This is a genomic window from Bordetella sp. BOR01, assembly GCF_019218885.1.
Lineage (GTDB): Bacteria > Pseudomonadota > Gammaproteobacteria > Burkholderiales > Burkholderiaceae_B > Bordetella_A.
Genome location: NZ_JAHUWT010000001.1, coordinates 675,158 through 701,650 on the forward strand (window position 1 = coordinate 675,158; position 26,493 = coordinate 701,650).

Sequence of the window (26,493 nt, forward strand, 5' to 3'; positions counted from 1 at the left end):
GAGCATTCATGTTGAATCTCAATAATAAGAACATCCAGGCGGCGCTGGCCGCCTTGTCGTTCGTCGGCCTGGCGTTTTCGGCCCAGGCCCAGGAAACCACCCAGGGCGGCATCGGCTTGCACTATGGCGTGGGCGATCATTACCAGCGTGCCGAACTGGTGTACGAAACCCCCGGCCTCGAACTGTTCAAGTTCGGTGGCAATTGGGGGCGGCTGGATCTTACCGGCGAATTTGGTGCGGCGTACTGGTGGGCCAGCGGCTCGCGTTCGCCCAGCAGTGTCTGGCAATTCAACGCCATCCCCATGTTCCGCTGGTGGATGAGCGAACGCTTCTACGTCGAGGCCGGTATAGGTGCCACGGCGTTTACCAGCACCAAGTTCGCCGATGAAAAGATCAGCACGGCGTTCCAGTTCGGCGACCACATCGGCATGGGGTTCATGATCACGCCGAACAACCGCCTGGGCCTGCGCTATTCGCATTTTTCCAATGCCAGCATCAAGCGGCCCAACCCCGGTCTCGATGTGCTGCAATTGACGTACACCTACCAGTTCTGAGCCCGCGCCCCCGCGCGCAGGGCTACGAACGAAGGGCCGCATTTTCCGCGGCCCTTTTCCATGCGCGCTCAGGCAAGGGGCAGGATGTAGCGCGCCAGCCGTTCGCGGTGGCGCGCGGGAATGGCCACTGGCCGCCGCGCATGCGGGTCGACATAAACGTGCGTGAACATGCCAGTGGCGTGGCTGTACGGACGCTGCGTCGTGAAGACCCCCAACTGGTACGTTACGCTGCTGGTACCCAGCTTCACCACGCGCAGGCCGATCTCGACCGGTGTGGGAAATGACACAGGCTCGAAGTACTGGCATTGCGTGCCGACCACCAGGCCGATGGCCTCGGGAGAGTCGGAGCCCGCGATGCCCTCGGCGATCAGCAGGCCGTTGACCGCCGTGTCGAACCACGAGTAATAAACCACATTATTGACGTGGCCATAGATGTCGTTGTCCATCCAGCGGGTGGTGATAGGCGTGAAATGCCGGTAGGCATCGCGGCCTTCGGCAAGTAGCCGGTCTGTCATGAAAGGCTCTCCGTAGGGCAAGGCTAGGGGCATGCGGGGTGGGTGCCGGCGTCCGCAGCCTGGTTTGACGTGCGGCGCCCAGTCTACCCTGCAAGAAAGGCACGCACGCAGTGCCTTCGGCTTGCTGCGCTCCAAGGGGGGGCCCTTGGAGCGGCCCAGCCAAAAAAACGCCGGCATCGCTGCCGGCGTTTTCCCTGGGCCTGGCGGCCGCGCTTAGTGGCGTTGGGTTTCCACCTGCACCAACGGGGCATTGGAAACCGGCGCCACGGGCTTGCGCTCACGGCCCAGGCGCGCCGGGACATTGCCGGCAGCAATACGCTGCTGCGTCTGTGCGTGGCGCTCGGGGTCGGTTTCTACCCACTTCAGTCCGGCAGCGCTGACCACATCCTGCAGATCCTGGGTGGACGCGGCCGGAGCGGCGGACGGCACCACGATAGGCTGCGGGGCAGCCGTTTCGATGGCGGGCGCAGGCTTGGCAGCCGGCACGGGCTCGGCTACCGGTGCCGCTTCGGCTGCGGGCGCGGGTTGCGCGGCCACGTCCGGTTCGGCGACGGGGGCCGGTGCAGGCGCCGCGGGAGTGTCGGCTGGCGGCTCGATAGCGGGCGCGGCAGGGGCCGGCTCGGTAGCCGGGGCAGCCTCGCTTGCCGCGGGGGCGGCCACTGGCGGTTCTATCAATGCGGCTGCGGGAGCCGCTACAGGTGCGACCGGTGCCGCTTCTTCGGCCAGCGCGGGGGCCGGGGCCGGGGGGGCGACAGGCACAGCGGGCTCGTCGGCGGCGGCCTGTACGGCCGGCGCTTGCGGAGCGGGCACAGCGACTTCCGGCATGCCCTGGGCCACGGCTGCGGCGTTGGACACGTCGGACAGGCTGGGCGCGGGGGCGCGCTGGGCGGTATCCGCTGCCTCACTGTCGTCGGTGGTTTGTTCCTGGTCGTCGCCTTGCTCTTCGGCGCCTTGCAGCGTCTGGTCGTCCTGACCGCGGCGGCCACGGCGGCTGCGGCGGCGGCGGCGCTTGCGTTCCGGATCGGCCGCGCCTTCGGCGTTGTCGGCATCGGTGGCGGGCGCGTCGGTGCCGGTGTCGGCGGTGGCTTCAGCCTGTTCGGTCAGGGCGGCGGCGATCGCCGGGCCCTGGGCGGCCGGCAGCGCAGAAGCCACGGTTTCCGCCAATGCGGCGACCATGCTTTCCTGTTCGCTCATCGGTGCGTCTTGCTGGGCACTGTCGTCGCGCCGGTTGCGGCCACGGCCACGGCGGCTGCGATTGCCGCGCGGGGCTGCGTCGTCGGCGGCCGCCTCGGGGGCCAGCGCACGGTCGGGACGGGCCGTCTCGCGCTCGGCGCGCGCGGGGCGTTCAGCCCGGTCGTCCGGACGCCGGCTGCCGCGCACATGATGGCGGGTCGCACCTTCGGTTTCGGCCGATTCGGGCCGTGCCTCGCCGCGCCGGTTGCGGCCGCGGTCGGAGCCGTGGCGTTCGCCGCGGCGTTCCTGGCCGTCGTGGCCCCGCTTGGCGCGCGAGCCGCTGCGCTTGGATTCTTCTTTGGGGGCGGCGGGGGCGGCGGGTTCGGCGGTGCCGCTCAGCCAGCCCACCAGGCGCTTGAACAGTCCGCCAAAACCGCCTCCGGCGGCCGGGGCAGCAGGGGCCGGGGCGGCCGACACGGGAGCCGGCTCCGAGGGCGTGATGCCCTTGACCAGCGCTTCCGGACGCGCCTTCACTTCCTGGTCGCGCGGCGCCCAGGCCATGTCGGTGGACGGCGCCTCGGCCAGGTCGAAGCTGGTCTTGACCTCTTCCAGGCGCGGGTCGTCGTGGCGCAGGCGCTCGATATGGTGATGCGGGGTTTCCAGGTGCTTGTTGGGGATCAGCACCAGGTTGACCTTCAGGCGGGCTTCCATCTTGGCAATGTCGGCACGCTTTTCATTGAGCAGGAAGGTGGCCACGTCGACCGGCACCTGGGCGTGCACCGCCGCGGTGTTTTCCTTCATGGCTTCTTCTTGCAGCAGGCGCAGCACGTGCAAGGCGCTGGATTCGGCATCGCGGATCACGCCAGTGCCGTTGCAGCGCGGGCAGGTGATGTGCGAGCCTTCGTTCAAGGCCGGGCGCAGGCGCTGGCGCGACAGTTCCATCAGGCCGAAGCGCGAGATCTTGCCCATTTGCACGCGGGCACGGTCGAAATGCAGGGCATCGCGCAGGCGCTGTTCGACGGCGCGCTGGTTCTTGCTGTCCTCCATGTCGATGAAGTCGATCACGATCAGGCCGCCCAGGTCGCGCAGGCGCAGCTGGCGGGCCACTTCGTCGGCCGCTTCCACATTGGTGCGCAGGGCGGTTTCTTCGATGTCGGAGCCGCGCGTGGATCGCGCCGAGTTGACGTCAACCGCCACCAGGGCCTCAGTGTGATCGATGACCACCGCGCCGCCCGAGGGCAGTTGCACCGTGCGCGAATACGCCGTTTCAATCTGGTGCTCGATCTGGAAGCGCGAGAAGAGGGGGATATCGTCGCGGTAGCGCTTGACGCGCTGCACATTGTCGGGCATCACCACGCTCATGAACGCGGTGGCCTGGTCGGCGATCTCGTCGGTGTCGATCAGGATCTCGCCGATTTCGGGCGAGAAATAGTCGCGGATGGCCCGGATGACCAGGCTCGATTCCAGGTAGATGAGGATGGGGGCGGCATTGTCGCGAGCGGCCGAGTCGATGGCCGTCCAGAGTTGCATCAGGTAGGACAAGTCCCATTGCAGCTCATCGACGTTGCGGCCGATGCCGGCGGTGCGGGCAATGATGCTCATGCCCTGGGGCACCTGCAATTGCTCCATCGTGTCGCGCAGTTCCTGGCGGTCTTCGCCTTCGACCCGGCGCGATACGCCGCCGCCACGGGGGTTGTTGGGCATCAGCACCAGGTAGCGGCCAGCCAGCGAAACAAAGGTGGTCAGGGCAGCGCCCTTGTTGCCACGCTCTTCTTTTTCAACCTGGACGATCAGTTCCTGGCCTTCGCGCAGGGCGTCCTGGATGCGGGCGGAACGGACGTCGACGCCTTCCTTGAAGTAGCTGCGGGCCACTTCCTTGAACGGCAGGAAGCCGTGGCGATCTTCGCCGTAGTTGACGAAGCAGGCCTCGAGGCCCGGTTCGATGCGGGTGATGACACCTTTGTAGATGTTGCCTTTGCGCTGTTCGCGGCCGGCGGTTTCGATGTCGAGATCGATGAGCTTCTGCCCATCGACGATGGCAACGCGCAGTTCTTCCTGGTGCGTTGCATTGAACAGCATGCGCTTCATGAGTGGGGTTCTCCGTTGTCATGACGCGCCGATATCGGCGCGTGACCTCGGGCCACTCGGGCTGCGGGCTGAAGCGGGGCAAGAACATCAAACGGCCGCCGGGCGCAGCGCCCAGGCTTGGCCGCCGCCGGTTAGGCGGGCACGTCGTGCCCTGGGGCACGCGGTTCTGTCAGCAGGAGAGTCAGCTTCACTAAGTGTGGTTGACGGAAAGGATTGCTGTGAACGGCAGGTGCGGCCGGCAATGGGCCTGCGCGCACCTGGTGCTTTAATTACGCGACGATTCTTGCAGTGCTTCAGAGCCGCTTGCGGCATGCAACGGACCTGCCAGGACGGCGGGCAAATGTCGTGCCACACCACCATCCGGCAGGGCGCGGTTGCGCCGGCGACCGAGAGGCCCCGGAGCTGAACGAGCAGGCAACAGTACAATGAAGGCCCGCGCGCTCGACGGAGACGCGTAAATGTTGCATCTCTACGCCAGGCGGCTTGTTCAGCCCCTTAAGGCTGTCCCGATTATATGTCGCTTTCCGCAATGCGCAAAGAAACCCCCATTTTTCCCGATTCAGCCCCTGCGGTACGCCTGGTCGAAGTCGGGCCCGAGCACGACGGCCAGCGCATCGACAATTTCCTGGTGCGGCTGTGCAAGGGCGTGCCCAAAAGCCATATCTACAAGGCTATCCGTGGCGGCGAAGTCCGAGTAAACAAGGGACGCATCCAGGCCGACTACCGCGTGGCGGCCGGCGATGTGGTGCGAGTGCCGCCGCTGCGCTTGCCCGCGCCCGGCCAGGCGCGTCCAGTGCCTGGCGCCGAGTTCCCGGTGGTGTATGAAGACGAGGCCCTGCTGGTGATCGACAAGCCGGCCGGGGTGGCCGTGCACGGTGGCAGCGGGGTGTCGTTCGGCGTGATCGAGCAATTGCGCGCCGCTCGTCCGCAGGCGCGCTACCTGGAACTGGTGCACAGGCTCGACCGCGAAACTTCGGGCCTGCTGATGGTCGCCAAGAAGCGCAATGCGCTGCTGGGGTTGCACGCCATGCTGCGCGAGGGCAAGGGCGACAAGCACTACCTGGCCCTGGTCGAGGGCGATTGGGTCAACGACCGGCAGCACATCCGCCTGGCCCTGACCAAATGGACCACCCAGTCGGGCGAGCGCCGCGTGCGCCCCGACCCGGCAGGCCAGACTGCGCATACCATTGTCACCCTGAAGCAACGCCTGGGCGGTTACAGTCTGGTCGATGCCGAGCTGCGCACCGGGCGCACCCATCAGATCCGGGTGCACCTGGCGGCCAGCGGCTTTCCCATCGTTGGCGATGACAAATACGGGACGGATGAGACGCGTGCTCGGTTTGCACGCCAGGGTTTCAACCGCATGTTCTTGCATGCACATCAGTTGACCTTCCCGCATCCGCTTACCGGAGAATCCCTGCGGCTGACGGCGGAGCTGCCCGCGGCCTGCCGCAAGCTAGTGCAGCAGTTGGAGAGCCTGTAAACATGTCTTATACGCTGGTGGTGTTCGATTGGGACGGAACCCTGATGGATTCCACGAATGGCATCGTGGCCGCGATCCAGGGCGCCTGTCGCGATCTGGATTTGCCCGTGCCGTCGGCCTCGGCCGCCAGTTGGGTGATCGGCCTGTCGCTCGAAAGCGCGCTACGCCGGGCCGTGCCCGAACTGACCCAGGCCATGGTGCCGCGCTTTCTGGAACGCTATCGCACTCACTATCTGCTGCGCGACCCCGAATTGCGGCTGTTCGACGGTATCGAGAACCTGCTGGTCGCGTTGGCGGACCAGCAGGTGCGCCTGGCGGTGGCCACTGGCAAAAGCCGGGTCGGCCTGAACCGCGTGCTGGCCTCCACCGGATTGCGCGATGCCTTTCAGGCCACCCGCACTGCCGATGAAACCTTCAGCAAGCCGCATCCCGCCATGTTGCACGAACTCATGCAAGAGCTGCAGGTCGAACCTGAACGCGTGGTGATGGTGGGCGATACCTCGCACGATCTGCAAATGGCTTGCAATGCGGGCGTGCATGGCCTGGGGGTTGCCTATGGTGCCCACAGCCCTCAGGAACTGCACGGTTGCCAGCCACAGGCCGTGCTCGATAGCGTGGCCGCCTTGCATGAATGGCTGTTGCCGCGCGTCAGTGCCTGATCCGGCGCGCGGGGCGGAATAATCCGGGCCCCGCATTCGTCCACAGCATGCCGCCTTGCGTCGTTCGCGCCGGGTGTCCAGGAGACCGCCATGTTGATACGCAAGCCCGGCCACGTACCGCCGCCATCTGAAATTACCCCCGAGACTGTCTGGCAGTCGCGCCGCGAATGGCTTGCGCGTGCCGGCCTGGCCGCGGCCGCGGTCGGCCTGCCTGGGTGGGCGACCCGCCAGGCATTTGCCCAGGATGCGGCGCCGCTGCCGGGCCAACCTAGCCCGCAGTTCTCGGTGATGGACAAGCAAACCCCCTTCAAAGACGTCACCACCTACAACAACTACTACGAGTTCGGCGTCGACAAGGGCGATCCGGCCAAGTATGCCGAAAAGCTGCAGACGCGCCCCTGGACCGTTACCGTCGAGGGCGAAGTGCAACGCCCCCAGACCTTCGATATCGATGCCCTGCTCAAGCTGGCCCCGCTCGAAGACCGTGTCTATCGCCTGCGTTGCGTCGAGGGCTGGTCGATGGTGATTCCGTGGGTGGGCTATCCCTTGTCGGCGCTGCTCAAGCAGGTCGAGCCCACGGGCAACGCCAAGTTCGTCGAGTTCACCACCGTGGTACAGCGCGAGAACATGCCGGGCGTACGCTATCCGGTGCTGCAGTGGCCCTATATCGAGGCGCTGCGGCTGGACGAGGCCATGCATCCCTTGTCGCTGCTGGTGTTCGGCTTGTACGGCAAGGTGCTGCCCAACCAGAACGGTGCGCCGTTGCGGTTGGCCGTGCCCTGGAAATACGGCTTCAAGTCGGCCAAGTCGCTGGTGCGCATCCGGCTGCTCGAACGCCAGCCCAGCAGTTCATGGATGCAGGCCGCCGCGAACGAATATGGCTTTTATGCCAACGTGAACCCCGATGTGCCGCACCCGCGCTGGAGCCAGGCCACAGAGCGGCGGATCGGCGAAGACGGCCTGTTCACTCCCAAGCGCAAGACTTTGATGTTCAACGGTTATGCCGACCAGGTGGCCTCGCTGTACCAAGGCATGGACCTGAAGGCCAATTACTGAGCCGCCCCGGGCGCCGCATGCACCGTCCGCCGCCTGTACTGTCGTCCGCTGCGCGCCGCAGGCCGTGGTCTGCCGCGGCGGTGGGGCGTTTCAAGCCGCTGTTGTTCGTTGCCGGCCTGCTGCCGTTCGCGCGCTGGATCTGGCTGGGTTTCCATGACGGCCTGACCGCCAACCCGGTGGAGTTCCTGACGCGTTCTGCAGGCACCTGGACGCTGGTATGCCTGCTGGTCACCCTGTCGATCACGCCGCTGCGGCGCATCCTGGACCAACCCGCGCTGGTGCGCCTGCGCCGGCCTTGCGGGTTGTTTGCCTTTTTCTACGGCAGCCTGCATTTCATGGCCTGGGTCTGGTGGGACCGCGGTCTCGATCCGGCCTCGATGCTGCAGGACGTGGTCGAACGGCCCTTCATTACCGCGGGTTTCGCGGCTTTCGTGTGCATGGCGGCCCTTGCCGCGACCTCGACGCAATGGGCGATGCGCAAGATGGGGCGGCGCTGGCAAGTGCTGCACCGGGCCGTATACCTGATTGGCGTGCTGGCCATCGTGCATTTGTGGTGGCACAAGGCTGGCAAGAACGATTTCCAGCAACCCCTGGCCTACGGCGCGGCGCTGGCCGTGCTGCTGGGGTGGCGGATCGTGGCGGCGCTGCGCCGGCATTGAGCCGGCCAGCGGCCGTGGTGGGCCCGAATCTCGGGCTCAGCGCCCCTGTCCTGAGGGAAGGGCCATCATGATGGCCGCCGTTTCCGCGTCGGGCTTGCCGTCGTAGTCGGCTGGCCGGTAGTGCATCTGGAAGGCCGCCAGTACATTGCGGGTGGCGCGGTCCAGCCGGCCGTGCTGCGGGCAGGCGTATCCCAGCCGTGCCAGTTGTTGCTGGAACCACGCCACTTCGGGTACGCCCTGGCGTTGCAGGGTTACCCAGTGGGCGGCCGCCTGCGCCTCGTCGTACCAACGGCCCAGGCCTGCGTCGGCCAGGCGCTTCCATGGGAACAGCGGACCGGGGTCGGTCTTGCGTTGCGGTGCGATGTCGCTGTGCGCCACGATGTTCTCGGGGTGCACGCCATGCCGCGCGATCAGATCGCGCAGCAGCAGGATCAGTACCTGTACCTGCGCATCGGGGTAGGGTTGCCAGCGCGTCGCGTCGCCGGCCGCGTCACGCCGGCCGGCATTGACCAGTTCGATGCCGATCGACACCGGATTCAGCGAAACCTGCTCATACCAGCTGCTTGCTCCGGCATGCCAGGCGCTGCGGGTCTCGTCCACCAGCCGGTACACGTGCGGCCGCGCCTCGTCGGTGATCAGGTAATGGGCACTGACGCCGCCCTGCGACAGCAGTTCCAGCGAGTGCGGTCCGTTGGTCGAGGTGTAGTGCAGCACGATATAGCGCACTCGGCTGTCTTGGCTGACTGCGCTGATCGAGTCGTCGATGTCCAGCGTGGGCGGCGCCCGGTGGCTTGCGCACCCCCCCAGCACCCATGCCGCGACGGCCAGGGCCGCAAAGCAGCGGGACGGGCGCAGGCGGGTCATGGGCGCGCGGCCAGGTACAGGAAAAGGGTGGGGCGCTTGTCCAGTTCGGGCACGGGCCGCGTCTTCCAATCGGCAATGGAATGCGTGCGTATCCATTCGTCATCGGTCGTCAGCGAGCGGGCCACGCACAGGCGTGTGTCGCCGCGCAACGTGGCCAGCAGCGTGGCGAACATGGCCGCATTGCGATAAGGCGTCTCGATCAGCAGCTGTGTCTGGTGATGGCGTGCCGAATGCTGTTCCCAGCTACGCAACTGCTTGGCGCGTTCGGCCGGATCCACGGGCGCATAACCATGGAATGCAAAGCGCTGGCCGTCCAGGCCGCTGGCCATCAGGCCCAGCAAGATCGACGACGGCCCCACCCATGGGCGCACCGCGATCCCCAGGCGATGCGCCGCCGCAACCACGGTAGCTCCGGGATCGGCCACGGCAGGGCAGCCCGCCTCGGACACCAACCCCAGGTCCTGGCCTTGCCGCACGGGCGCCAGCCATTGCTGGACCTGGCCCGCATCGGTCTTGGCCGTCAGGGTGTGAATGGTGATTTCCTGCAGGGGGCGCACGGTGCCGATCTGTTTCAGGAAGGCCCGCGCCGTCTTGGCGTTCTCGGCGATGTAGGTATCCAGGGCGCCGGCCAGGGTGCGGGCGTCGCTGGGCAGCCAGCGTTCGGGGGGCGACTCGCCCAGGCTGACCGGGATCAGGTGCAGCGTGCCGCTCATGCCGGCGTGCCCGCGGCCAGGGGGGCCAGCCCGAACCCGGCCAGCATGTCCGTCAGGGCGATCAAGGGCAGGCCGATGATGGCGGTCGGGTCGTCGCTGCGTACGTATTCCATCAGCGCGATGCCCAGGCTTTCCGCTTTGGCGCTGCCCGCGGTATCGTAGGGTTCTTCGGCGCGCAGGTAGGCGTCGATGGCAGTATCCGATAAAGGGCGGAAGCGGCAGTGCGTGATGACGTCGGCTTTTTCCACGCGCTGGCCGTCTGTCACCGCCAGTGCACTATGAAATTCCACCGTGCGGCCGGCCAGTGTCCGCAACTGGGCCTGGGCGCGGCTGAAGTCGCCCGGCTTGCCGATGGGCTGGCCGTCTACGGTGGCGACCTGGTCCGATCCGATCACGATGCAGCCTGGGTGGCGGGCGGCGATGGCCAGCGCTTTTTCCACCGACAGGCGCAGCGCCAGGTCGGCTGGCGCTTCGCCCGCGGTCGGGGTTTCGTCGATGTCAGGCGAAATCGCCTCGAATGGCAGGCGCAGGCGCGTCAGTAATTCGCGCCGGTAGCGCGAGCTCGAGGCCAGGATCAGGCGGGGTGGCAGATTGGGCATGCAGAGTTTGACGGTGATACGTAAGTCACGGTATTATCTAACGTTTTGCGGGATTTTTGCAGGGCAGGCATTGATTGGGGTTCGTGATTCATATGGGCAGCAACGAACGGGGCAATAACGAACAGGGCAACAACGAGCGGGGCAACAACGAATGGGCAGGGGCGGCGCGGCTGCGCGGGTCCGGTTCGGATGCCGTGATCGATGCCTTCGCACTTGCCCGCCAGGGCGGCAGCGTCCAGGGTACCGTACCGCTGGTGCGGTTGGCCAGGGCAGTCGAAGGTCTGCCCGACCAGCCTGCCGGCGAGGCCGGCCTGGTGGCTTGGTCGGTGCGCGGTGAAATAGGCAAGGGCCTGGCCAAGGCGGGTATCGCGGCGGGCCAGTCGCTCTTGCACCTGCGCGTGCAGGCCAGCCCCATGGTGGTGTGCCAGCGTTGCAATGTTCCGTTTGCTTATGCGGTAGATTCCCAGACAGTATTGCAGTTGGTCAAGTCCGAAGACGAGCTCGACAACGACTTGTCCCTTGATACGCAAGACCCGGAACTTGCGGACTCGCTACCCGAAAAGGTGGTGGGCTCGCATCGCTTCGATCTGTTGGCCCAGGTCGAAGACGAGCTCATCCTGAGCATTCCATACGTGCCCAGGCATCCCGTATGCCCGGGTGCGCAGGCCGAAGACGGCGACGCCTTCCAGGCGCCCGCCGTCGAGCATCCATCGCCGTTTGCGGTGTTGGAACAACTGAAGCGCAAAGATTAGGTCAACATCGGGCGGCATCGCGTACAATGCGGCCCGTTTCTAGGAGTCATCATGGCTGTTCAACAAAACAAGAAGTCCCCGTCCAAGCGTGGCATGCATCGCTCGCATGATTTTCTGGTCAATCCGCCCACCGCGATCGAACCCACCACCGGCGAAAGCCATCTGCGCCACCACATCAGCCCCAATGGCTTCTACCGTGGACGCAAGATCCTGAAGACCAAGGCCGACGAATAACGTCGTCGCGAAACGCGTCTTTCGCACCCACGGCAGCGCTGACCAGCACCTGTGATACGCATCGCCATCGACTGTATGGGCGGCGATTTCGGCCTGCCCGTCACGATTCCGGCCGCGATCGAGTTCGTCCGGCAATTTCCGGACTCCCGGTTGTTGCTGGTCGGCCTGCCCGAGGCCATCGAGGCGGCATTGGCCGAGCACAAGGCCGCTGCCCACGATCGCCTTGAAATCGTGCCGGCCACCGAGGTCGTCTCCATGGACGACCCGGTCGAGGTTGCCCTGCGCCGCAAGAAAGACTCTTCCATGCGGCTGGCGGTGCAGGCGGTCAAAGACGGCCGCGCCGACGCCTGCATATCGGCGGGCAATACCGGCGCCTGGATGGCCATCTCGCGTTATGTGCTCAAGACGCTGGACGGCATCGACCGTCCAGCCATCGCGACGTCCATTCCCAACCAGACCGGTCGCGCCACGACGGTGCTCGACCTGGGTGCCAACGTCGATTGCACGGCCGAGCACCTGCTGCAGTTCGCCATCATGGGTGCGGCCCTGACCCAGGCGGTCGACCATCGCGACAATCCTTCGGTGGGCTTGCTGAACATCGGCGAAGAGGTCATCAAGGGCAACGAGGTGGTCAAGGAAGCGGCCGAGCTGCTGCGTCGCAGCCCGCTGAATTTCCAGGGCAACGTCGAGGGCAACGATATCTTCAAGGGCACGGTCGATGTGGTCGTCTGCGACGGCTTTGTCGGCAACGTGGTGCTCAAGTCGGTCGAAGGCCTGGCGAAGATGCTGTCGAGCATGATCCGCGAAGAATTCCAGCGTAACCTGATCACGCTGCTGGCCGGCGCCATCGCCAAGCCGGTGCTCAACCGCCTGCGCCACCGCGTCGACAATCGCCGCTACAACGGCGCGGCGCTGCTGGGCCTGCGCGGCGTGGTGATCAAGAGCCACGGGTCGGCCGACGCCTACGCCTACGGTTTCGCATTGCAGCGCGCGCGCGAGGCCGTGGTGAGTAAACTGCAGGAACGCACTGCCCAGACCGTGGCGCTGATCACCCAGCGCGTCCAGACGGGCGGAGCCGCCGCTGGCGAGCCCGAAGCGGCCGGGGATACCGTTTGATGGGTACCGCAATGACATATGCCGTGATCGCCGGCTCAGGCAGTTTCCTGCCTGAGCGGGTCGTGTCCAACGATGAACTGGCCGCCGAGTTGGCCACGCGCAATATTTCCACGTCCGACGAATGGATCGTCGAACGCACCGGCATTCGGCAGCGCCATCTGGCCGAGCGCGGTGTCACCACCAGCCAATTGGCTACCGAAGCGGCCCGCCATGCGCTGGACGATGCCGGCGTGCAGCCTTCTGATGTCGACCTGATCATCGTGGCCACGTCCACGCCCGACTACGTCTTCCCCAGCACGGCCTGCCTGGTGCAGGCCAACCTGGGCGCGAAGGGCGGCGCGGCGTTCGACGTACAGGCCGTCTGCAGCGGTTTCGTCTATGCGCTCAGTACGGCCGACGCTTTCATCCGGGCCGGCCGGGCGCGCTGCGCGCTGGTTATCGGCGCCGAAGTCTTCTCGCGCATCCTCGACTGGAACGATCGCGGCACCTGCGTGCTGTTCGGCGACGGCGCCGGTGCGGTGGTGCTCAAGGCGTCCGACCAGCCAGGCATCCTGGCTGCTCAATTGCACGCCGATGGCGCCCAGACCAAGATCCTGTGCGCCGCTGGCAATGTGGCCTATGGCGATGTCACGGGCGATCCGTTCCTGCGCATGGATGGCCAGGCCGTCTTCAAGCAGGCCGTCACGGTGCTCGACCGCTCGGCGCGCGATGTCTGTGCCGAGGCGGGCATCGAGATCGCCGACCTCGATTGGCTGGTTCCGCACCAGGCCAACGTGCGCATCCTGAATTTCCTGGCGCGCAAACTGCACGTGCCCACCGAAAAAATCGTGATCACGGTCGATTCGCATGCGAATACGTCGGCGGCCAGCGTGCCGCTGGCGCTTGACGTGGCCCGTCGCGACGGGCGGATCAAGCCAGGTCAATTGGTGCTGATGCAGGGCGTGGGCGGCGGTTTCACCTGGGGCTCGGTCCTGGCGCGTATGTAACGCCGGGCGCTTTCCCAGGGGGCCTGGGTCCGATGTCGGGTATTCTCACCGATTCTGAAATCAGTCGATACATCATCATGAAAATCGCGTTTGTCTTTCCTGGTCAGGGTTCGCAGTCGGTCGGCATGCTCAATGCCTGGGCCGGCAATGCAGCCGTGGCCGATGTCGTGGCTCGCGCGGGCCAGGCGCTGGGCCAGGACCTCGGTGCCCTGATGGCCCAGGGGCCAGCCGAACAACTCAATCTCACCACCAACACGCAGCCGGCCATGCTGACCGCCGGCATGGCCGTATTCGCCGCCTGGCAGGCTGCGGGCGGGCCGATGCCCGCCCTGATGGCCGGACACAGCCTGGGCGAATACGCCGCGCTGACGGCAGCCGGCGCCCTGGCGCTCGAAGACGCGGTGCGCCTGGTGCGCGTGCGCGCCGATGCCATGCAGGCGGCGGTGCCGGTAGGTACGGGCGGCATGGCCGCGGTGCTGGGCCTGGACGATGACGCCGTGCGCGCGGCCTGCGCGCAGGCCGCGCAGGGCGAGGTGGTCGAGGCCGTGAATTTCAATGCGCCGGCCCAGGTTGTCATTGCCGGGCACAAGGCTGCCGTCGAGCGTGCCTGCGAAGCCGCCAAGGCGGCTGGCGCCAAGCGCGCCCTGGTATTGCCGGTGTCGGCGCCATTTCATTCCAGCCTGCTGCGGCCTGCTGCCGACGTGCTGGCCAGCGCCCTGGCGCAAGCCGCTGTGGCCGCCCCGCAAGTGCCGGTGATCAATAACGTCGACGTGGCATCCCCCGCCGACCCGGCCGCCATCCGCGATGCCCTGGTGCGCCAGGCGTGGCATCCCGTGCGCTGGGTCGAGACCCTGCAGGCCATGAAGGCCCAGGGTGTTACCCATGTGGTCGAATGCGGCCCCGGTAAAGTGCTGGCTGGGCTGACCAAGCGCATCGACAGCGAACTCACCAGCCTTTCGATTACCGACCCGGCTTCGATGCAAGCCGCGCTGGCCACCTTCAGCCAGCACTGACACGGCGTGCCTCGGCGCGGGGCGGTCCGCCACAACGGAACTGACATGGATAAACAATCGGCAGAACTGCAAGGCAAGATGGCCCTGGTAACCGGCGCCACGCGCGGTATCGGCAAGGCCATTGCCCACGAACTCGCCGTGCGCGGCGCCGTGGTGGTCGGTACGGCCACCAGCGAAACGGGCGCGCAGGCCATCAACGAAGCGCTGGCGCCCCTGGGCGGGCGTGGCGTGGTACTCGATGTTACCGACGCAAAGGCCTGCGATGCGCTGGTCGATGCGCTGGGCAGGGAAACCGGCGGCGGCCCGCACATTCTGGTCAACAATGCCGGCATCACGCGCGACAACCTCGCCATGCGCATGAAAGACGACGACTGGACGGCTGTCATCGACACCAACCTGGCGGCGGTATTCCGCCTGTCGCGCGCCGTGCTGCGTGGCATGATGAAAGCCCGCTGGGGCCGTATCATCAACGTGACCTCGGTGGTGGGCGCCAGCGGCAACGCCGGCCAGGCCAATTACGCGGCCGCCAAGGCCGGCGTGGCGGGCATGTCGCGCGCATTGGCGCGCGAGCTGGGCAGCCGCAATATCACGGTCAATTGCGTGGCGCCGGGCTTCATCGATACCGACATGACGCGCGCACTGGGCGAGAACCAGACCGCTGCGCTATTGCAGCAGATTCCACTGGGGCGGTTGGGTTCGCCCGTTGACATCGCTCATGCGGTGGCCTTTTTATCCGGACCCCAGGCAGGTTACATTACTGGAACGACCCTGCACGTCAACGGCGGGATGTACATGCAATAAGGCCGCCCCAGAGCGGCCGCTACGGGCACGCCGGGGGGCACTCAGTCATTTTTGTCACGGCCAGGCGTTTGCATTCCTCTACGCTTGGCTATAATTCGCGGGATTTTTCCCCAATTGGAGATCTGCATGGAAAGCATCGAACAGCGCGTCAAGAAGATCGTCGCTGAACAACTTGGCGTCAACGAAGCCGAGATCAAGAACGAATCCTCCTTCCTTGACGACCTCGGTGCCGATTCGCTCGACATGGTTGAACTGGTCATGGCGCTCGAAGACGAGTTCGAGACCGAGATCCCCGACGAAGAGGCCGAAAAGATCACCACCGTGCAGCAAGCGATTGATTACATCAACTCGCACGGTAAGCAGTAAAGCTCATCCTGTATTTTTCCGGACGCCATCCCGCCCAGCGGACGCGGCCGGGAACCGGGGCGGTTTCAGGAGTGCCGTGCGGTCCGTGCGCGGGAACATCTCGACGATGTTTCCGCGGCCGGACGGTCCGCACGCGTGGCGCATCCGAAAACCGCCTTTCTTTTGTCTGTTTTAGGAGTCATCCGTGAAGCGACGAGTCGTCATCACCGGCCTGGGTATCGTATCGCCCGTGGGCAACGACATCTCCGGCGCCTGGGACAATATCGTCAACGGACGTTCCGGCATCGGCCGCATCACCCGTTTCGACCCCTCGGCCATCACCACGCACATCGCGGGCGAGGTCAAGGACTTCGACGTTACCCAATACATACCTGGCAAGGAAGCCCGCCAGATGGATACCTTCATCCATTACGGCATGGCTGCGGGCATCCAGGCCTGGCAAGACTGCGGCATCGAAGTCACCGAGGCCAACGCCGAGCGCATCGGCGTCATCGTGGGCTCGGGCATAGGCGGGTTGCCGCGTATCGAAGACACCCAGACCGAACTGCTGGCCAAGGGCCCGCGGCGCATCTCGCCCTTTTTCGTGCCTGGCGCCCTGATCAACCTGATCTCGGGCCAACTGTCCATCCGCTTCGGCATGAAGGGCCCCAGCTACGCCGTCGTGTCGGCCTGCACGACCGGCCTGCATTGCATCGGCGACGCGGCCCGCCTGATCGAATACGGCGACGCCGACATCATGATGGCCGGCGGCGCGGAATCCACTGTGTCGCCGCTGGGTATTGGCGGTTTCGCGGCCATGCGGGCGCTGTCCACGCGCAACGACGATCCCGCTACCGCGTCGCGTCCCTGGGACCGCGACCGTGACGGTTTCGTGCTGGGCGAGGGCGCCGGCGTGCTGGTCCTTGAAGAGTACGAGCACGCCAAGAAGCGCGGCGCGCGCATCTACGGCGAATTCGTCGGCTACGGCATGAGCTCCGACGCGCACCACATCACCGCGCCCGACAAAGACGGCCCGCGCCGCGGCGTGTTGAACGCCTTGCGCAACGGCGGGCTGAACCCCGACGAAATCGACTATGTCAACGCGCATGGCACGTCCACGCCGCTGGGCGACAAGAACGAATCCGACGCGCTGAAGCTGGCGTTCGGCGACCACGCCAAGAAACTGGTGGTCAATTCCACCAAGTCCATGACCGGCCACCTGCTGGGTGCAGCCGGCGGCATCGAGGCGGTGTTCACCACCTTGGCCGTGTACAACCAGAAGTCGCCGCCCACGATCAACATCTTCAACCAGGACCCGGAATGCGACCTGGATTACTGCGCCAACGAGGCGCGGGACATGAAGATCGAAGTGGCGATTTCCAATTCCTTCGGTTTCGGCGGCACTAACGGCTCCATGGCCGTTCGCCGGATCTGATTTGGACGACCGCCGGGATCTCGGCTGCCGGGCGCTATGCGTGCCGGTACGCCGCCCGAGCCACCTGACGCTGTTGGGCCGGACGGTCGTTGCGGGCGCCGCGGCCTGCGCGGCCACGGCCGCGTGGTGGCAGGCCGGGCTGCCGGGCCTGGCTGCCCTGGCCGGCGCCACGGGGGCCGGCGCGGCCGTGCGTTGCATCCCGCCTTATCGGCCTCGGCCGGCCGCCGGCCGCATCCGGGCGATCCGGGCGGTGGCGGGTAGCCGTCGCTGGCAGGTCCGCCTGGGGCGTCATTGGCATGGCGCCGTACTGGGCGATACCCGGCATGGCGCCTGCTGGCTCGACCTGCGCCTGCAGATCGATTCCGCGGCAGGCCTGGCTGTTACAAATCATCGGGTCGCCATCTGGCGGTCCAGCGTGTCCCTGGCCCGCTGGCGCCGGCTCTGCCTGTTGGCAGGGGCGGCACAGCGCCTGGACGCGCCCGTCCCGGGGGCCGCATGAGCGAGCGCGAGATCGACGCCGAACTGGTCGCCCGCGTGCAGCGGGGCGACAAGAAGGCCTTCGACCTGCTGGTGCTCAAGTACCAGCGCAAGATCCTGCGCCTGCTGGGGCGCATGATCCGCGACCCTGCCGAAATCGAGGACGTCGCCCAGGAAGCCTTCATCAAGGCCTACCGCGCGCTGCCCCAGTTTCGCGGCGAAAGTGCCTTTTACACCTGGCTGTACCGCATCGCGGTCAATACGGCCCGCAACTGGCTGGCTTCGGCCGGGCGCCGTCCCAGCGCGCCCAATGCAATTGAAACCGAAGATGGTGAAACTTTTAACGAAACGGACAACCTAACCGATATCAGCACGCCGGAAGCCATGTACGCCAGCCGCGAGATCGCCGAAACAGTCAACGCGGTCATCGAGGAATTGCCCGAAGAGCTCCGGACCGCTATCGTGCTGCGTGAAATCGAAGGTATGAGTTACGAAGACATCGCCCAGAGCATGGATTGCCCGATTGGTACTGTGCGTTCGCGCATTTTCCGTGCGCGCGAAGCTATTGCCACTCGGTTGCGTCCCTTGCTGGACACCGATGCCGAGCGTCGTTGGTAAGGAGCGGCAGTCATGCAATCAACAGCAAAATCCGCAGTGGATATCGAGATTTCCCTCGAGGAATCGATATCTGCCTGGATGGACGGCGAAGCGTCCGAAGATATGTTCCCCGATCTCGCCACTGTGCAAGGCCGCCGAACCTGGGATACGTACCATCTTATCGGTGATGCCCTGCGCAATACCGACCTGGCCGTCAGCCCCAGTGCGGGCTTCCACGCGCGGCTATCGCGGGCCCTGGATGCCGAATTGCCCATCGTCGCCCCGCAGCGGCGCCGTTCCCCGCTGCGCATGGGCTTGTCGGGCCTGGCCGTGGCTGCTGCCGTGGCAACGGTGGCCTGGGTGGCCCAGCCTTACGTCATGGGCGGCGCCGGCCGGTCGGCCGAAACCCGTGTGCTGGCCGATGCCTCGACCACAGAAACGCCGGGCCTGCGCGACTACCTCGAAGCGCACCGCCAGATGGCCGGTCCCAGCGCGGTACGCCAGGTCTCGTTCGATGCCGGAGCCGGACGTTGATCGCACAGTTGCAACAGTTCCGTTGGCCGGTATTGGGCCGAGGCAGCTGGGTTCGCCGGCCCTCGCAAGGCGCCGGATGGGCCCTGACCGCCGCCGTCCTGGTAGCCTTCACCGCCATCAATGAGGCCGCCCAGGCCGCCGAGCCCGCCCAGGGCGAAAGCTCGATCCAACTGCTCTACGACATCCAGCAGGCCGCTCGCAAGCAAGACTACGCCGGCGTGTTCCTGTACCAGCAGGGCGAAGTCATCCAGTCGTCGCGCCTGGTGCACGTCATCGACGGCACCGGCGAACGCGAACGCCTGGAAATCCTGGACGGGCAGCCGCGCGAGTACCTGCGCCACAACGACGAGATCCAGTGCCTGATCCCCGAACGCAAAACCGTGCTGATGGAACCGCGTCGCGGCGACCGCTTCCCGGGCCTGCTGCTGGGCAACCCGACCGACCTGGCGCAGCACTACCATATCCGCGCACAAGACAAGCTGCACCGCGTGGCCGATCGCCAGTGCCGGGTCATCACCATCGAGCCGCGCGACAGCCTGCGCTATGGCTATCGCCTGTGCGCCGATGTCGACACCAAGCTGTTGCTCAAGGCCCAGACGATCGACGCCGAGCAAGGCGTGGTCGAGCAGGTCTCGTTCACCTCCATTCGCCTGGGCGGCAAGGTCGATCCTGCCGAGCTGTCTTCGCGCTGGAGCACGCGCGACTGGAAGGTACTGCAGCCGCGCATTGAACCGGCTGACCTGGCCGCCCAGGGCTGGCGCATTCCCGCTCCCAAGGGTTTCGTGGCGGTCATGCAGGTCAAGCGGTCGATGGGGCATAGCAACGTGAACCAACTGGTCCTGTCCGACGGATTGGCGGCCATTTCGGTGTTCATCGAACCATACGATACCCAGCGGGGTCATCCCATGTCGGCCGGAGCGGCACGACGCGGCGCCATCAATATCTATGGCACGCGGATTTCCGATTTCTGGCTGACCGCGCTGGGTGAAGTGCCGGCATCCACGCTCGAGCAACTTGCTACTTCTACCGAGTACGTGCCGGTATCGTCCAAATAACAACAGAACCTGTAAAAGGTTTGGGGAATTTTCGGAGTTCTCTCATGCAAACGCTTTCAGTGTCGAATCCTTTTTTCCGGCGCTTCTTCCTGGCCCTGCTGGCCAGCATCATGCTGGCGGGGACATACGGTCCCGCCGCGCAAGCCCAGACTTCGGCCGCGCCTACGGTGGCGCTGCCTGACTTCAGCGGCATCATTGCCAAGGTCGATCCGGCCGTCGTCAACATCCGCACCACGGCCAACGTGCCGGTGCGCTCGCCGGGTGGCGGCAACGACCCCTACGAGCTGTTCCGCTGGTTCTTCGGCCCCGACTTCCAGCCGCCCGGCATGCCGCCGCAGCAGTCGGCGCCGCGCCAGGCCCCAGAAGAACGCAAGGTGCCGCGTGGCGTCGGGTCTGGCTTCTTCATTTCCGAAGATGGCTACATCCTGACCAACAACCACGTTGTCACCGAGGCGGCCGATATCTACGTCACCCTGACCGACGGGCGCGAATTCAAGGCCAAGGTCATCGGCTCCGATGAGCGCACCGACGTGGCCCTGATCAAGATCGAGGCCAAGGACATGACGCCCCTGGTGATCGGCGATCCCAAGCAGTTGAAGAAGGGGCAGTGGGTGTTGGCCATCGGTTCGCCGTTCGGCCTGGATTCCACTGCTACCGCCGGCATCGTCAGCGCCATTGGCCGCGACACCGGCGAATACCTGCCTTTCATCCAGACCGACGTGGCCGTCAACCCCGGCAACTCGGGCGGCCCCCTGCTCAACCTGAACGGTGAGGTGGTCGGCATCAATTCGCAGATCGTCTCGCGCAGCGGCGGCTTCATGGGCATTTCGCTGGCCATCCCTATCGATGAAGCCATGCGCGTGGCCGATCAACTGCGTGCCAGCGGCAAGGTTACCCGGGGTCGCATCGGCGTGCAGATCAGCGAAGTCGGCAAGGACGTGGCCGAGGCCATCGGCTTGCCCAAGGCCGAAGGCGCGCTGGTCAGCAACGTCGAAACCGATGGCCCGGCCGAAGACGCCGGCGTCAAGCCAGGCGACGTGATCACCTCGTTCCATGGCGAATCCATCAAGCGCTGGTCCGATCTGCCCCGTATCGTCGGTGAAACCAAGCCGGGCACCCGCACCGAGATGGAAGTGTGGCGCCGCGGCAAGACGGTAACGCTGTCGGTCAAGGTGAGCGAGCTCAGCAGTGCCTCGGCGGCCGCTGCCGACAAGGCGCCGGCCGAACCCGAGCATGCCGACAACGCGCTGGGCCTGCGCATGGTCGACGTACCTGCCGACGTGCAGCGCAAGCTGGGTATCAAGGGCGGGGCGCAGGTTCGTACCTCCGAGGGCGTGGCCGCGGCGGCTGGCTTGCAGCCGGGCGACATCGTGCTGGCGGTCAACAACACCGACATCACCAGTGCCGACCAGTTCAACAAGCTGGCAGACAAGTTGCCCAAGGGCAAGGCGGCCGGCCTGTTGGTGCGCCGCGGCGACCAGACCCAGTGGGTGGCGGTCGAGCCGAAGAAGTGATCCACCCCCGAAGCGCTGCGCGCTTTCCCCTCAAGGGGGCGACGCTGGCGGACCGGCTGAGCCGGCTCCGCGGCGTCCCCGGCCGGGCTACACCTGTTTCATGCGGCGTGTAGCGCAGCGGGAAACACCGCGGGGGGCGAACTGATGACGTTATACGGCTGGATGCGAACCCGTATAAAATAGCTGGTTGCCGCAAAAGGGGGCGCGTCGCGCCCCCTCGTTTTTGGCTGGTTGCCGCGGGCGTTGCTTGCGTTTGCGCCCGTGTTGGCGTGTCTTATCCGTGCTTTGTCTCTAGCATGGTCTGTCCCTGATAAACCCACCTTATGCAGCATATCCGCAATTTCTCCATCATCGCCCACATCGATCACGGCAAATCGACCTTGGCCGATCGCCTGATCCAACGTTGCGGCGGGTTGGCGGCGCGCGAAATGTCCGCCCAGGTGCTCGACTCCATGGACATCGAACGCGAGCGGGGTATCACCATCAAGGCCCAGACCGCGGCGCTGCAATATCTGGCCCAGGACGGCAAGACCTACAACCTGAACCTTATCGACACCCCGGGGCACGTGGACTTCTCGTATGAAGTCAGCCGTTCCCTGTCCGCGTGCGAGGGGGCCTTGCTGGTGGTCGATGCCTCGCAGGGCGTCGAGGCCCAGACGGTAGCCAACTGCTATACCGCCATCGAGCTGGGCGTTGAAGTCCTGCCGGTGCTCAACAAGATGGACCTGCCACAGGCCGACCCCGAGGCCGCGCGCCAAGAGGTCGAAGACGTCATCGGCATCGATGCGTCGCAGGCGGTGCTGGCCAGTGCCAAGACAGGCGTGGGCATCGACGAGATCCTGGAAACCATCGTGGCGCGCGTGCCGCCGCCCAAGGGCGACCCCGGCAAGCCGTTGCAGGCCCTGATCATCGATTCCTGGTTCGACAATTATGTCGGCGTGGTGATGCTGGTGCGCATCATCAACGGCGTGCTGCGGCCCAAAGACAAGATCCTGCTGATGGCTTCGGGGGCAACCCACCTGTGTGAACAGGTCGGTGTGTTTACGCCCAAGTCGCAGCCGCGCACCGAATTGTCGGCCGGCGAGGTCGGGTTCATCATTGCCGGCATCAAGGAACTGGCCAACGCCAAGGTGGGCGACACCCTTACCCTGGCCGGCAAGCCGGCCGTCACGCCGCTGCCGGGCTTCAAGGAAGTGAAGCCGCAGGTGTTTGCCGGCCTGTATCCGGTGGAAAGCTCCGAATACGACCAACTGCGCGATTCGCTGGAAAAGCTCAAGCTCAACGACGCCGCGCTGATGTTCGAGCCCGAAGTATCGCAGGCCCTGGGCTTTGGCTTTCGCTGCGGTTTCCTGGGGCTGTTGCACATGGAAATCGTGCAAGAGCGCCTGGAGCGCGAGTTCGACATGGACATCATCACCACCGCGCCGTCGGTGGTGTACGAAGTCGAGCAGCGCGACGGCAGCATCGACACCATCGACAGCCCGGCACGCATGCCCGAAGTGGGCCAGATCGCCGACATCCGCGAGCCCGTCGTCAAGGTCACCCTGTTCATGCCCCAGGAATACGTGGGGCCGGTCATGACGCTGTGCAACAACAAGCGCGGTATCCAGATCAACATGAGCTACCACGGCCGCCAGGTGCACCTAACCTACGAGATCCCGCTGGCCGAGATCGTGCTCGACTTCTTCGACAAGCTGAAGTCGGTGTCGCGCGGCTACGCCTCGATGGACTATGAATTCCTGGAATACCGGTCGGCCGATGTGGTCAAGGTCGACCTGCTGATCAACGGCGACCGGGTCGATGCGCTGGCCATGATCGTGCACCGGGCCAATGCGCGTTACCGTGCGCGCGACGTGGTGACGCGCATGCGCGCCCTGATCCCGCGCCAGATGTTCGATGTGGCCATCCAGGCCGCCATCGGCGCCGAAGTCATTGCGCGCGAGAACGTCAAGGCGCTGCGCAAGAACGTGCTGGCCAAGTGCTACGGCGGCGACATCTCCCGCAAGAAGAAACTGCTTGAAAAGCAGAAGGCCGGCAAGAAACGCATGAAGCAGGTGGGCAGCGTCGAGATTCCGCAAGAGGCTTTCCTGGCCATTCTGCAGGTCGAAGATAAGTAGTGAAAATAAGGCGGCATACATGAGCTGGAACTTTGCGCTGATACTTTTTGTGCTGCTGGTGGTTACCGGCATTATCTGGACGCTGGACATCGCGGTACTGCGACGGCGGCGCGTACAGCGTGCAAAGGCCGCGGCCGATGGCGTCGACACCACCTATGCGGCCGATCCCCAAGAGGCCGTGCGCCTGCGCCAAGAGGCGGCCACGGCTGCGTCGCGGGTGCCGTGGTGGGTGGAATACGCGGTCAGCTTTTTCCCGGTGATCCTGTTCGTGTTCGTGCTGCGTTCGTTCGTGGTCGAACCGTTCCGCATTCCATCGGGCTCGATGCTGCCCACGCTGCAGTCGGGCGACCTGATCCTGGTGAACAAGTTCACCTACGGCATCCGCCTGCCCATCGTCGACAAGAAAATCATCGACATCGGCTCGCCCCAGCGCGGTGATGTGGTGGTGTTCCGTTACCCCGTCGACCCCGACGTCGACTACATCAAGCGCATCGTGGGGCTGCCGGGCGACGAGGTCGCGTACGTCGACAAAAAGCTCTATGTAAACGGCCAACTGGTGCCCCACGAGCGCGACGGCGAATATTTCGAACCCGACCGGGTGTCGTATATTGGCCAATATAAAGAGAAGTTGGGCGAAGTTGACCACCAAATACTGCTTGATGAGGGTAAATCGCAGATTTACGGGCCGATCTGGAAGTTTCCCAGCCTGAACAACTGCGAGTACGCGCGTAATGGAGTACGCTGCACAGTACCCGAAGGTCATTATTTCGCCATGGGCGACAACCGGGACAACAGCGCCGACAGCCGTTACTGGGGGTTCGTCCCTGACGCTAATATCGTCGGAAAGGCGTTCTTCATCTGGATGAACTTCAGCGACCTCAGCCGCATCGGCAGCTTTAACTGACATGTCCCTCGCCACGCTGGAAACCCGCCTGGATCACCACTTCGGCAATGCCGCTCTGCTCGAGCAGGCACTGACGCACCGAAGCCACAGCGCTCGTCACAACGAGCGCCTGGAGTTCCTGGGTGATTCCGTGCTGAATTTCGTCGTGGCGGCCATGCTGTTCGAGCGTTTCCCCAAGCTGGACGAGGGCGACCTGTCGCGCCTGCGTGCCAATCTGGTCAAGCAGGCGTCACTGGCCGATATCGGTCAGCGGCTCGAACTATCACTGTACCTGCGGCTGGGCGAGGGTGAACTCAAAAGCGGCGGATTCCGGCGTCCGTCCATCCTGGCCGACGCGGTCGAAGCCATTTTCGGGGCCGCATTCCTGGATGGCGGCTTCGATACGGCGCGCAAGGTGATCGTGCGCCAGTACCAGCCGGTGCTGGCCAGCGTCGATCCCAAGACCCTGGGCAAGGATGCCAAGACGCTGCTGCAGGAATTCCTGCAGGGGCGCAAGCTGGCCTTGCCCTTGTATACCGTGGTGGCCACGCATGGCGCGGCCCACAGCCAGCAGTTCGAGGTCGAATGCGCCATTCCGGCGCTGGAAATCAAGGTGATTGCACCCGGCGCCAGCCGGCGTGCCGCCGAACAGTCGGCCGCCAAGCTGGCGCTCGAGGCCGCGCAGGCGGCCAGTCCGGCGCGTGCCGCACGCAAGTCGGGCAAGGCCCGCAAAACCGCGCAATTGTCGCTGCCCGTGGCAGTGGCCCAAGAGGTCAAATGAGCGATACCCCTTTCCGAACCGGCTTCATCGCCGTGGTCGGCCGCCCCAACGTGGGCAAGTCCACCCTGACCAACGCCCTGATCGGCTCGAAGATATCCATTGTTTCGCGCAAGGCGCAAACGACGCGGCATCGCATCCATGGCGTGCTGACCCGCGAGCACGAACAGTTCGTGTTCGTCGATACCCCCGGGTTCCAGACACGCCATGGCGGAGCCATGAATCGCATGATGAACCGCGTGGTTACCCAGGCGCTGGCCGAAGTTGACGTGGTGGTGCACGTGGTAGAGGCCGGCAAATGGACCGAGGGCGATGCCAAGCTGTGGCCCTTGCTGCCCGATGCCAAGCGCACCATCCTGGTGGTCAGCAAGATCGATGCCGTGAAGCAGCGCGACGACCTGTATGCCTTCGTGTCCAAGATCGTTGCACAGCACCCCTATGACGCCGTGGTGCCGGTCAGCGCCCTGAAGGCGCAGCAGCTCGACCAATTGCTCGATGAAATCGCCACGCGGCTGCCTGAAGGCGAGCCGCTGTTCGAAGAAGACACCCTGACCGACCGGCCAGTGCGCTTCATTGCCGCCGAATTGCTGCGCGAGAAGATCTTCCGCCTGGTTGGCGATGAACTGCCTTACGGCTGCACCGTTGTCATCGAGCAATGGGAAGAAACCGACAAGGCGGTGCGCGTGGCCGCCTGCGTGGTGGTCGAGCGCGACAGCCATCGTCCCATCTTGCTGGGCGCCGGCGGCGAGCACATGAAGCGCATCGCGACCGAGGCGCGGCAAGACATCGCAAAACTGCTCGACAAGCAGGTGCACCTAGAGGTGTATATCAAGGTGCGCAAAGGTTGGTCGGATCGCGAAAGCGCGCTGCGCGACCTGGGCTATGAGTAGAAGGGCGCACCGCGTCCAGGATTGCGCTGCCTATATGCTCCACGCGACCGCGTGGCGCGAAACTTCGCTGATCGTCCAGAGCTTTTCCCGGGAACACGGCTGTGTGGCGCTGGTGGCCAAGGGGGCCAAGCGGCCGTATTCCGTTCTGCGGCCCGTGCTGTCGGCATTCCAGCCCTTGTTGCTGTCCTGGAGCGGTGGCGGCGAGGTCAAGACGCTGACTCGCGCCGAAGTGGCCGGCTTGCGTCCCCTGGCTGGTACCGCCTTGATGTCGGCGTGGTACATGAACGAATTGCTGCTGCGCCTGTTGCCGCGCGAAGACGCGCACCCGACCCTGTTCGATGCCTACGACACCGCCTTGCAGCAGTTGGCCGGCGGCACGCGGGCGGCCGGGGCGTTGCGGCGCTTTGAATGGACCTTGCTGCGCGAAACCGGCTACGGCATCGACGAAGACGCCCCCGATTTCGACGACCCGGCCATCGAGCCCGCCTTGCGGCGCGACCTGCGCGAACGCCTGGCGGCCAACCTGGCCGGGCGCCCGCTGGCCACCCGGCGGGTGCTGCTGGACCTGCAGCGGCTTTAAGCGGGACGCCGCAGGGCGTGCGC

General features: G+C 65.4%; 28 protein-coding genes. 23 read left to right on the top strand and 5 right to left on the bottom strand.

Features of this window, described 5'->3' with window-relative positions:
• Positions 1-8: 8 nt before the first annotated feature.
• Positions 9-554: an acyloxyacyl hydrolase gene (locus KW845_RS03235; RefSeq protein ID WP_218367726.1), complete on the top strand. Its 546-nt coding sequence runs from the start codon at positions 9-11 to the stop codon at positions 552-554.
• A 68-nt stretch (positions 555-622) separates the two neighbouring features.
• Here the strand turns inward: KW845_RS03235 and KW845_RS03240 are convergent, their stop codons facing one another.
• Both KW845_RS03240 and KW845_RS03245 read right to left on the bottom strand, forming a co-directional pair.
• A complete protein-coding gene (locus KW845_RS03240; protein ID WP_218367727.1) occupies positions 623-1,069 on the bottom strand; it encodes a thioesterase family protein in 447 nt (148 codons plus the stop codon).
• 213 nt (positions 1,070-1,282) lie between these two features.
• Entirely contained in the window at positions 1,283-4,330 is a 3,048-nt protein-coding gene (locus tag KW845_RS03245; RefSeq protein ID WP_218367728.1) for an Rne/Rng family ribonuclease, read from the bottom strand.
• A 514-nt stretch (positions 4,331-4,844) separates the two neighbouring features.
• On the opposite strand from KW845_RS03245, the gene KW845_RS03250 reads away from it, so the two are divergent.
• From KW845_RS03250 to msrQ, 4 genes are all read left to right on the top strand, one after another.
• Positions 4,845-5,813, top strand: coding sequence for an RluA family pseudouridine synthase (locus tag KW845_RS03250; RefSeq protein ID WP_218367729.1), 969 nt, complete (start codon positions 4,845-4,847; stop codon positions 5,811-5,813).
• A gap of 2 nt (positions 5,814-5,815) precedes the next feature.
• A complete protein-coding gene (locus tag KW845_RS03255; protein WP_218367730.1) occupies positions 5,816-6,472 on the top strand; it encodes an HAD family hydrolase in 657 nt (218 codons plus the stop codon).
• A 90-nt stretch (positions 6,473-6,562) separates the two neighbouring features.
• On the top strand, positions 6,563-7,528 hold the full coding sequence (gene msrP / locus KW845_RS03260; RefSeq protein WP_218367731.1) for a protein-methionine-sulfoxide reductase catalytic subunit MsrP: 966 nt from the start codon (positions 6,563-6,565) through the stop codon (positions 7,526-7,528).
• A gap of 17 nt (positions 7,529-7,545) precedes the next feature.
• Complete coding sequence (gene msrQ / locus KW845_RS03265; RefSeq protein ID WP_218367732.1) at positions 7,546-8,187, top strand: protein-methionine-sulfoxide reductase heme-binding subunit MsrQ; 642 nt, start codon at positions 7,546-7,548, stop codon at positions 8,185-8,187.
• 36 nt (positions 8,188-8,223) lie between these two features.
• Here msrQ and KW845_RS03270 read toward each other — a convergent pair whose 3' ends face one another.
• The 3 genes from KW845_RS03270 to KW845_RS03280 are packed head-to-tail and all read right to left on the bottom strand — an operon-like array spanning position 8,224 to position 10,363.
• Positions 8,224-9,051 (bottom strand): N-acetylmuramoyl-L-alanine amidase, encoded by an 828-nt coding sequence (locus KW845_RS03270; protein ID WP_255592345.1) that lies wholly within the window; start codon positions 9,049-9,051, stop codon positions 8,224-8,226.
• Positions 9,048-9,764 (bottom strand): SAM-dependent methyltransferase, encoded by a 717-nt coding sequence (locus tag KW845_RS03275; protein ID WP_218367734.1) that lies wholly within the window; start codon positions 9,762-9,764, stop codon positions 9,048-9,050. Before KW845_RS03275 ends, KW845_RS03270 begins: the two co-directional genes overlap by 4 nt.
• Positions 9,761-10,363 (bottom strand): Maf family nucleotide pyrophosphatase, encoded by a 603-nt coding sequence (locus KW845_RS03280; RefSeq protein ID WP_218367735.1) that lies wholly within the window; start codon positions 10,361-10,363, stop codon positions 9,761-9,763. The genes KW845_RS03275 and KW845_RS03280 overlap by 4 nt, the downstream gene beginning before the upstream one ends.
• 92 nt (positions 10,364-10,455) lie before the next feature.
• Between KW845_RS03280 and KW845_RS03285 the strand changes: the two genes are divergently transcribed.
• The 18 genes from KW845_RS03285 (at position 10,456) to recO (ending at position 26,470) form a co-directional block, all read left to right on the top strand.
• Entirely contained in the window at positions 10,456-11,115 is a 660-nt protein-coding gene (locus KW845_RS03285; RefSeq protein ID WP_218367736.1) for a DUF177 domain-containing protein, read from the top strand.
• 51 nt (positions 11,116-11,166) lie between these two features.
• Positions 11,167-11,349, top strand: coding sequence for a 50S ribosomal protein L32 (gene rpmF, locus KW845_RS03290; RefSeq protein WP_012416801.1), 183 nt, complete (start codon positions 11,167-11,169; stop codon positions 11,347-11,349).
• A gap of 51 nt (positions 11,350-11,400) precedes the next feature.
• A complete protein-coding gene (plsX, locus tag KW845_RS03295; protein ID WP_218367737.1) occupies positions 11,401-12,465 on the top strand; it encodes a phosphate acyltransferase PlsX in 1,065 nt (354 codons plus the stop codon).
• Positions 12,465-13,451, top strand: coding sequence for a beta-ketoacyl-ACP synthase III (locus KW845_RS03300; RefSeq protein ID WP_218367738.1), 987 nt, complete (start codon positions 12,465-12,467; stop codon positions 13,449-13,451). Before plsX ends, KW845_RS03300 begins: the two co-directional genes overlap by 1 nt.
• A 77-nt stretch (positions 13,452-13,528) precedes the next feature.
• Positions 13,529-14,464 (top strand): ACP S-malonyltransferase, encoded by a 936-nt coding sequence (gene fabD / locus KW845_RS03305; protein ID WP_218367739.1) that lies wholly within the window; start codon positions 13,529-13,531, stop codon positions 14,462-14,464.
• Between the two features lie 45 nt (positions 14,465-14,509).
• A complete protein-coding gene (gene fabG, locus KW845_RS03310; RefSeq protein WP_218367740.1) occupies positions 14,510-15,265 on the top strand; it encodes a 3-oxoacyl-ACP reductase FabG in 756 nt (251 codons plus the stop codon).
• A gap of 126 nt (positions 15,266-15,391) precedes the next feature.
• A complete protein-coding gene (gene acpP, locus KW845_RS03315; protein WP_003813816.1) occupies positions 15,392-15,631 on the top strand; it encodes an acyl carrier protein in 240 nt (79 codons plus the stop codon).
• A 184-nt stretch (positions 15,632-15,815) separates the two neighbouring features.
• Positions 15,816-17,045 (top strand): beta-ketoacyl-ACP synthase II, encoded by a 1,230-nt coding sequence (gene fabF / locus KW845_RS03320; RefSeq protein WP_218367741.1) that lies wholly within the window; start codon positions 15,816-15,818, stop codon positions 17,043-17,045.
• A 1-nt stretch (position 17,046) separates the two neighbouring features.
• Entirely contained in the window at positions 17,047-17,544 is a 498-nt protein-coding gene (locus tag KW845_RS03325; protein ID WP_218367742.1) for a hypothetical protein, read from the top strand.
• On the top strand, positions 17,541-18,140 hold the full coding sequence (gene rpoE, locus KW845_RS03330; RefSeq protein ID WP_218367743.1) for an RNA polymerase sigma factor RpoE: 600 nt from the start codon (positions 17,541-17,543) through the stop codon (positions 18,138-18,140). The genes KW845_RS03325 and rpoE overlap by 4 nt, the downstream gene beginning before the upstream one ends.
• Positions 18,141-18,152: 12 nt before the next feature.
• Positions 18,153-18,653 carry a sigma-E factor negative regulatory protein gene (locus KW845_RS03335; protein WP_218367744.1) on the top strand — a complete coding sequence of 167 codons (501 nt, stop codon included), beginning with the start codon at positions 18,153-18,155 and terminating at the stop codon, positions 18,651-18,653.
• Positions 18,653-19,708, top strand: a complete 1,056-nt coding sequence (locus KW845_RS03340; protein ID WP_370628191.1) for a MucB/RseB C-terminal domain-containing protein — start codon at positions 18,653-18,655, stop codon at positions 19,706-19,708. The genes KW845_RS03335 and KW845_RS03340 overlap by 1 nt, the downstream gene beginning before the upstream one ends.
• 44 nt (positions 19,709-19,752) lie before the next feature.
• Positions 19,753-21,222: a DegQ family serine endoprotease gene (locus KW845_RS03345; RefSeq protein WP_218367745.1), complete on the top strand. Its 1,470-nt coding sequence runs from the start codon at positions 19,753-19,755 to the stop codon at positions 21,220-21,222.
• Positions 21,223-21,545: 323 nt separating this feature from the next.
• Positions 21,546-23,339: a translation elongation factor 4 gene (gene lepA, locus KW845_RS03350; protein WP_218367746.1), complete on the top strand. Its 1,794-nt coding sequence runs from the start codon at positions 21,546-21,548 to the stop codon at positions 23,337-23,339.
• Between the two features lie 19 nt (positions 23,340-23,358).
• On the top strand, positions 23,359-24,243 hold the full coding sequence (gene lepB / locus KW845_RS03355; protein ID WP_218367747.1) for a signal peptidase I: 885 nt from the start codon (positions 23,359-23,361) through the stop codon (positions 24,241-24,243).
• 1 nt (position 24,244) lies between these two features.
• Entirely contained in the window at positions 24,245-25,003 is a 759-nt protein-coding gene (gene rnc / locus KW845_RS03360; RefSeq protein WP_218367748.1) for a ribonuclease III, read from the top strand.
• The gene (era, locus tag KW845_RS03365) at positions 25,000-25,890 is read left to right on the top strand and encodes a GTPase Era (RefSeq protein WP_218367749.1); all 891 of its coding nucleotides are present in this window, start codon (positions 25,000-25,002) and stop codon (positions 25,888-25,890) included. The genes rnc and era overlap by 4 nt, the downstream gene beginning before the upstream one ends.
• On the top strand, positions 25,883-26,470 hold the full coding sequence (gene recO / locus KW845_RS03370) for a DNA repair protein RecO (RefSeq protein ID WP_218367750.1): 588 nt from the start codon (positions 25,883-25,885) through the stop codon (positions 26,468-26,470). Before era ends, recO begins: the two co-directional genes overlap by 8 nt.
• The last annotated feature ends 23 nt before the right edge of the window (positions 26,471-26,493 follow it).